We start from the raw sequence: 6493 nt of genomic DNA, 5'->3' as shown, positions 1-6493 counted from the left end.
ACGGCCCCGAAGGGGCGAGCGAAGTGAGTCAAATGCATATTTAGTTCACTAAACTCCGCTTTTCGCTTGTTTCTTGTGCCCTCGGGGTCTTTCCTTGCCTCGGCTGCCTCAAGCACGTTTTTCAACAGCCTGTTAGTAAGTTACTATTTGGAACCTCAATCTGGCTGCGACTGGCAGCTTTTTTGTCGCTTTACTGATAGCAGCGGTCGGTATCAACGCACAGTGATCTGACGGCGCTATTACCATGATGAATTGAACAAGGGAGGCGTGGAGCCATGAGCTTGCACAGACCCAAAGGCGAAATGGCCGAAAAGTGCCCGATTCGCGATGTCCTTGACCGGCTGGGTGACCGCTGGACGGTACTGATCATTTATGAGCTGGAGAACGGTACGCTGCGTTTCAGCGAGTTGCGCAAGCAGATCGGCGATATCTCTCAGCGCATGCTGGCACAGACGCTGCGTACGCTGGAGCAGGACGGTCTGGTAAACCGTAAGGTCTACCCTACCGTGCCGCCACGAGTGGAATACAGCCTGACCGAACTGGGCGTTTCACTGCTGGGTCCGCTGAATCAGATGATCGCCTGGGCCGCCGACAATCACGAGCAGGTCAGGGCTGCGCGGGCAGCCTATGTGCCACCTCCCCAGCAGGTGGCGCTGTAATCTATCAATCGGGAAATCATTGTGACGGCCAAACCCCATTGCAGTGTGCAGCTTTCCAATCGTGTTTATATGCCCAAGCAGGCGGAGCCCAGTGCTCCGGCGATGCCGGTAGCCATCATCCTGCTGGAAAACTTTTCCATGATGGCCTTTTCTGCCGCACTGGATGCGCTGGTCACAGCGAATCTGGTCAGTAGTCGGCCGCTGTATCACGTGCATACCTTTGGCCGACAGAGCAAGCTAGTGCGCAGCGATCTGGGGATTGATATCGCTGTCGATGAGCAGTTGGAGGAGCTGCAGCCCGCCCTGTATCGGGCCATTATCGTCTGTGGTGGTTATCGGGTCAGTCTGGCAACCGATGCCATGCTGAAGAAAAAACTGCAGGCCGCCGCGCGCAATAAGCCGGTATTCGGCGGCATCTGGAACGGTGCCTACCACCTGATCAATGCGGGTGTGCTCGGCAACCAGCGTTTCACCCTGCACCCGGACAATCGCGAAAGTCTCAAGGAGCGTTTCCCCAGTGCCAATGTGGTGCGCGCTCCCTATGTGATTGATGAAGACTTCATGAGCTGTGCCGGACCACACAGTGCGCTGCTAATGATGCTGCAGTTTATCCGCCGTGAGCATGGCCGCGAGTGCGTGCAGGCGGTGGAAGATGTGCTCAACCGGGACCGGCTGGACGAAGAGCAGGACATGTTTATCGCGTCGGTGACGTCACGCCCCGGCTTGCCGCCATCGCTGAAGACAGTGCTGGAGATCATGGAAAACAACATTGAAGACCCGGTCAGCCTTGATGAGCTGGTGGGCTACGCCGGGGTGTCACGGCGGGTGCTGGAACGGGCTTTCATGAAGCATCTGGGCACCTCTCCCAGTCGCTTCTATCAGGAGCTGCGGCTGACCAAGGCCAGACAGCTGGTGATGCAGTCCGATGAGGAAATGGCCAATATCGCCGTTGCCTGTGGCTTCTCCAGCCTGTCGCATTTCCGTCATTGCTACCGGGCCTATTTCGGTGTTCCTCCCGGTCAGGCACGTAAAGAGCGCAACCTGATCTACACCTCATGACAATGCGCCTTGTCTGGCTTTGTCGTGAGATCCTGAGTGCGTCCTGAGCAAGGCGCAATCAAGGTCACAGCAAGGAAATTGGCCAGCAAACGCTGAAAAGGGCGGGAATTCGTCGGCATCATCCCCAATAAAGTGCTATCACCACATGAATGGATACCGAGGTGAAGCCCTATGCATGACGCTCCCGCTGGCCGTACCGGACCAGAGACCCAACCCCAGCCGACCGTTAACCATCCCGCGACGGTGGTCGCTCCACCTGCCCGAGCCCATATTCATCCGGGGCATCCGCACCGCAGCTCTGCCAATCGCCCCAGCCTGATACTGGCGGCGCTGGGGATTGTCTACGGTGACATCGGCACCAGCCCGCTTTATACCCTGCGCGAATGTTTTGGCGAGCACCTCGGTTTACAGCCGACAGAGGCCAATGTGCTGGGTGTGCTGTCGCTGATCATCTGGGGGCTGCTGCTGGTGGTCTCACTGAAATACCTGCTGTTTGTTCTGCGTGCTGACAACCGTGGCGAAGGGGGCATCCTTACCCTGCAAACCCTGATACGGCAGGTGCTTGGCAGCAAGGGGTTGTGGCTGGCCATGCTGGGGCTGATGGGAGGAGGCTTCTTCTATGGTGAGGTGGTCATTACCCCTGCCATATCGGTACTGTCGGCGATTGAAGGGCTGGAGATCGCTACACCGGCCTTCAAGCCCTACGTGCTGCCCTTGTCACTGGCGGTACTGATTGCTCTGTTTGCCATTCAGCACAAAGGTACGGCGAGGGTGGGCAAACTATTCGGCCCGGTGATGTTGCTGTGGTTTGCCACCCTGGGGGTGTTGGGGCTGCTGGCCATAATTGGCAATCCCGAAGTTCTGAAAGCGTTTAACCCTTACTGGGCTATTCACTTTATGCTGGTGCACAAGCTGGTGGGCTTTCTTGCGCTTGGCTCGGTGGTACTGGCACTGACCGGCGCTGAGGCGCTTTATGCCGATATGGGCCATTTCGGTCGTCAGCCCATCCGCCTTGCCTGGTTTGGGTATGTGCTGCCCGCGCTGATTCTCAATTATCTGGGGCAGGGGGCGCTGATCCTCAGTGACCCGGCAACCCGCGCCAATCCTTTTTATCATCTGGCGCCAGACTGGGCATTACTGCCGCTGGTCGGGCTGGCCACCATGGCGACCGTGATAGCCTCGCAGGCGGTGATCTCCGGCGTGTTCTCCCTGACGCGGCAGGCGATTCAGATGGGTTATCTGCCACGCATGGAGATTCAGTACACCTCCGACCGGGAAATGGGGCAGATCTACATTCCGCTGATGAACTGGGGGCTGCTGCTGGCTGTGATTCTGGTGGTGAATTTCTTCGGTTCTTCCAGCGCGCTGGCCGGTGCCTACGGTATTGCCGTGACCGGCACCATGGTAATCACCACCTTGCTCACCTGCACACTGGCCTGGCGCAGCTGGAACTGGTCACTCTGGCTGGTGGCACCGCTGTGTATAGCGCTGCTGTGCATTGACGTGCCACTGTTCAGTGCCAATCTCGTCAAGATCTTTGCCGGTGGCTGGCTGCCGTTGCTGATCGGTGTGATGGTCTTCACCCTGATGACCACCTGGCGACGGGGCAGAACGCTATTGCATCAGCATCTGACCCGAGTGGCCATTCCACTGGAGCGGCTGGTGGACAATCTGGAGACCTATCCGCCTGCGCGTGTCCCCGGCACGGCGATCTTTATGTCGCCGTCCATCACCGGCGTGCCCCATGCGCTGATGCATAACCTCAAACACAATCGCGTGCTGCATGAGCGGGTGTTCTTTCTCACCATCCGGAATGAAGACCTGCCGTACATCGAAGATGAGCGCAAGATCAGGATCGAACAGCTATCGCCCACATTCTGGCGTATTCAGGCCTTCTACGGCTTCCGGGAAATCCCCGATGTGCAGGAGATTCTGGATTTGTGCGAGGACCACGACATCCATTTTGACCTGCTGCAGACCTCCTTCTTCCTGTCGCGGGAAACCCTGATCCAGACACCTGTGCCGGGCATGGCCGCCTGGCGTGAGCATCTGTTTATCTGGATGAATCGCAATGCCAACCGCGCCACCGACTTCTTCCGCATTCCGGCCAACAGGGTGGTGGAGATGGGCGCGCAGATCGAGTTTTGAGGGGAATGATTTCCCCTCAACGAGTTGCTTGCTACCGCTGTTCACACCGGCTCTTTGCAGGTTATCAGCGGGCAGGCAGGGTTACTGGCAGATTGTTGGTTAGAAGAGGGTTGGCTAGCAGCAGATAGTTGGCTGGCAGAAGAGGGTTGGCTGGCGCTGGCAGCACGCTGTGACAGCCACAAACCTGCAGCTGAAGCGATAGCGAGCAGCAAGGATGCGACACTCATGCTGCCGTCGCCCCAGTGATGGAAAGCAAAGCTACCCAGGGCGCTGCCCAGTGACATGCCGAAGTATATCGCCGAGGCATTCATGGCCAGCAACAGACCCCGAAGATTGGGCGCAAGGCTGATCAACCGGCGTTGTTGCGGGGTTTGAAACATCAGACCGAAGACCGCCCAGATTCCCGTGAGCGCAATACCTGCCCAGGGCAGTGCAGGGGCGAGGATAAACAGGCTGAACGTCACCATCATGCCGATCAGTGCCGTCCACAACAGCTGATCAGGGCGGAAGCGCTCGGCCAGCACGCCTGAAAGCGCGTTACCAATCACACCGCCGATACCGAACGACATCAATGCCGCTGCCAGCCAGTGTGCAGGCAGGTGGAAGTGACGTACCAGCAGAATGCTGATCAGGGTATAGCTGGCAAATTGCGAGGCCATCTGCATCAACATAGAGATGATGCTCCAGCTGGTATCGGCACGACGAAAGACGCTGAAGAAGGCCCGGGCTGTCACCAGTGGTGCCGGTGTCTGATCTTGCAGTAACAGTGATACCAGAATACCGCACAGCACGATGACCGCCGCCATCAGCAGAAACACACTCTGCCATGACCAGATCGCTCCCAGCCAGGATGCCAGAGGGACACCAAAGACGGTCGACAGCGTCATGCCGGTAAAGACAATGGCCAGTGCCCGGCCCTGATGGGCGGGAGCCACCAGCAGGGTCGACACGGCCAGTGCGGTCGGCCCGACAATAGCAGCACCGATGGCCAGTACACAACGAGCAGCGACCAGCCAGCTGTAGTCAGGTGCCAGAGCACTGCCGAAGGCACCTGCCGCCATGGCCAGCAGTCCGAATTGCAGCATCAGCCTGCGGCTGCGGCCGCTGCTCACCACCTGCATCAGCGGTGCGGCAATGGCAAAGATCAGTGCAAACAGTGACACCAGACGGGCCATCTGAGTGGTCGACTGATGCATGCTGGCGGCCATGGGTTCCAGCAGACCTACCACCGCCAGCGAACAGGTATTGAAGGAAAAGTAGGAGGCGCTCAGGACCAGCAGGCACAGCAGGGTGCTGCGATCAGATGAGGATGAGGTTTCCATGGGTGGCTCCGCACTGCATTGACGAGGTTGTCACTGTAAGAACGCACCACGTATAGTTGAAATCGATTATTAATATGGGAGCTATAACTGTGGTCGATTTGAGGGCCATTGATCTGAATCTGCTGGTGTCGCTCGATGTGCTGCTGGCTGAGCGTAATGTCACTCGCGCTGCCGAGCGGCTGCATATCAGCCAACCGGCGCTGTCTGCACAGCTGGGGCGGTTACGGCAAATTTTTGATGACCCGTTGCTGATGCCCGCAGAAGCCGGGCGCGGCATGACGCCGACGGCCCGGGGGCTGGAGTTGCTGGAGCCGCTCAGGGCGGCGTTGCTGCATCTGCATACCGTGATTCAGCGGCGGCCGGTGTTTGACCCGACGACGGATGAGCGCACTTTCCAGCTGGTAGCCACGGATAACAGCACTCTGGTGTACGGCTTACCGTTGATCGAGCGATTTAACCGGCTGGGTTACAAGGGCATTCGTCTGGCCTTTCGCACTCCTGATCAGCAACTGCTGCCCAGTCAGATGGAAGGAGGCGAGGTCGACATCATGATCGGCGCGCCGAACCTGATTCCCTCCAACCTCAAAGTGAAAGCGTTACGGCAGCTGCATTACGTTGTCGTCCAGCGTAAAGGGCACCCGCGCGGGACGGCGGCACTGACCCTCGATAGTTACTGTGAGCTGGAGCATCTGCTGGTTTCCAACAGTGGCGGTTCTTTCCACGGCTTTATCGATGACCGGCTGGAAGCACTGGGGCGTCGTCGCCGGGTGGCACTGTCAGTGCATCACTTCACGCTGGTCCCTGAGATATTGCGGCGTACTGACTATGTCAGTGTGCTGTCCTTACCCTGTGCTGAGCGGTTTGCCGATACCCTCGATATCTTCGCGCTGCCTTTTGATGAGCCGGTGGCCTTTCCCGCCTGCCTCGCCTGGCATCCGCGCAACCATCATGATCCGGGGCACCTGTGGCTGCGGGAGCAGATCACCGAACTGGTCAGGGAGCCGGTCAGCGAGTTATAGCCGAGCAGGTGATTCAGTATTAGCGCCCGTAAAAAGATATACCGTTATCTTAGCAGGCTGTTGAAAAACGTTATCGAGGCAGCCGAGACAAGGAAATACCCCGAGGGCACAAGAAACAGGCGAAAAAGCGGAGTTTAGTGAACTAAATGAGCATTTGACTCGCTCCGCTCGCCCCTTCGGGGCCGTGCTAAAGCACGTTCAGCCTTTGGCTGTGAGCCTGTTTTTGACGAGGTATTCGGCAACGCAGATAGATTTTCAACGACCTGTTAGGTCGGTGGCCTTCTGG

At 58.0% G+C, this 6493-nt stretch carries 5 protein-coding genes; 4 read left to right on the top strand and 1 reads right to left on the bottom strand.

Features of this window, described 5'->3' with window-relative positions:
- Positions 1–275: 275 nt before the first annotated feature.
- From WH50_RS25090 to kup, 3 genes are all read left to right on the top strand, one after another.
- Entirely contained in the window at positions 276–659 is a 384-nt protein-coding gene (locus tag WH50_RS25090) for a winged helix-turn-helix transcriptional regulator (protein ID WP_110190145.1), read from the top strand.
- A gap of 21 nt (positions 660–680) precedes the next feature.
- Positions 681–1718: a GlxA family transcriptional regulator gene (locus tag WH50_RS25085; RefSeq protein ID WP_133251432.1), complete on the top strand. Its 1038-nt coding sequence runs from the start codon at positions 681–683 to the stop codon at positions 1716–1718.
- 171 nt (positions 1719–1889) lie between these two features.
- Entirely contained in the window at positions 1890–3866 is a 1977-nt protein-coding gene (gene kup, locus WH50_RS25080) for a low affinity potassium transporter Kup (protein WP_110190141.1), read from the top strand.
- A 41-nt stretch (positions 3867–3907) separates the two neighbouring features.
- Here kup and WH50_RS25075 read toward each other — a convergent pair whose 3' ends face one another.
- Positions 3908–5188 (bottom strand): MFS transporter, encoded by a 1281-nt coding sequence (locus WH50_RS25075; protein WP_110190139.1) that lies wholly within the window; start codon positions 5186–5188, stop codon positions 3908–3910.
- An 89-nt stretch (positions 5189–5277) separates the two neighbouring features.
- Between WH50_RS25075 and WH50_RS25070 the strand changes: the two genes are divergently transcribed.
- Positions 5278–6207 (top strand): LysR family transcriptional regulator, encoded by a 930-nt coding sequence (locus WH50_RS25070; RefSeq protein ID WP_207780481.1) that lies wholly within the window; start codon positions 5278–5280, stop codon positions 6205–6207.
- The last annotated feature ends 286 nt before the right edge of the window (positions 6208–6493 follow it).

Source organism: Pokkaliibacter plantistimulans, from assembly GCF_003194385.1.
Taxonomy (GTDB): Bacteria; Pseudomonadota; Gammaproteobacteria; order Pseudomonadales; family Balneatricaceae; genus Pokkaliibacter; species Pokkaliibacter plantistimulans.
This window is presented reverse-complemented; position numbering and strand designations above follow the sequence as displayed.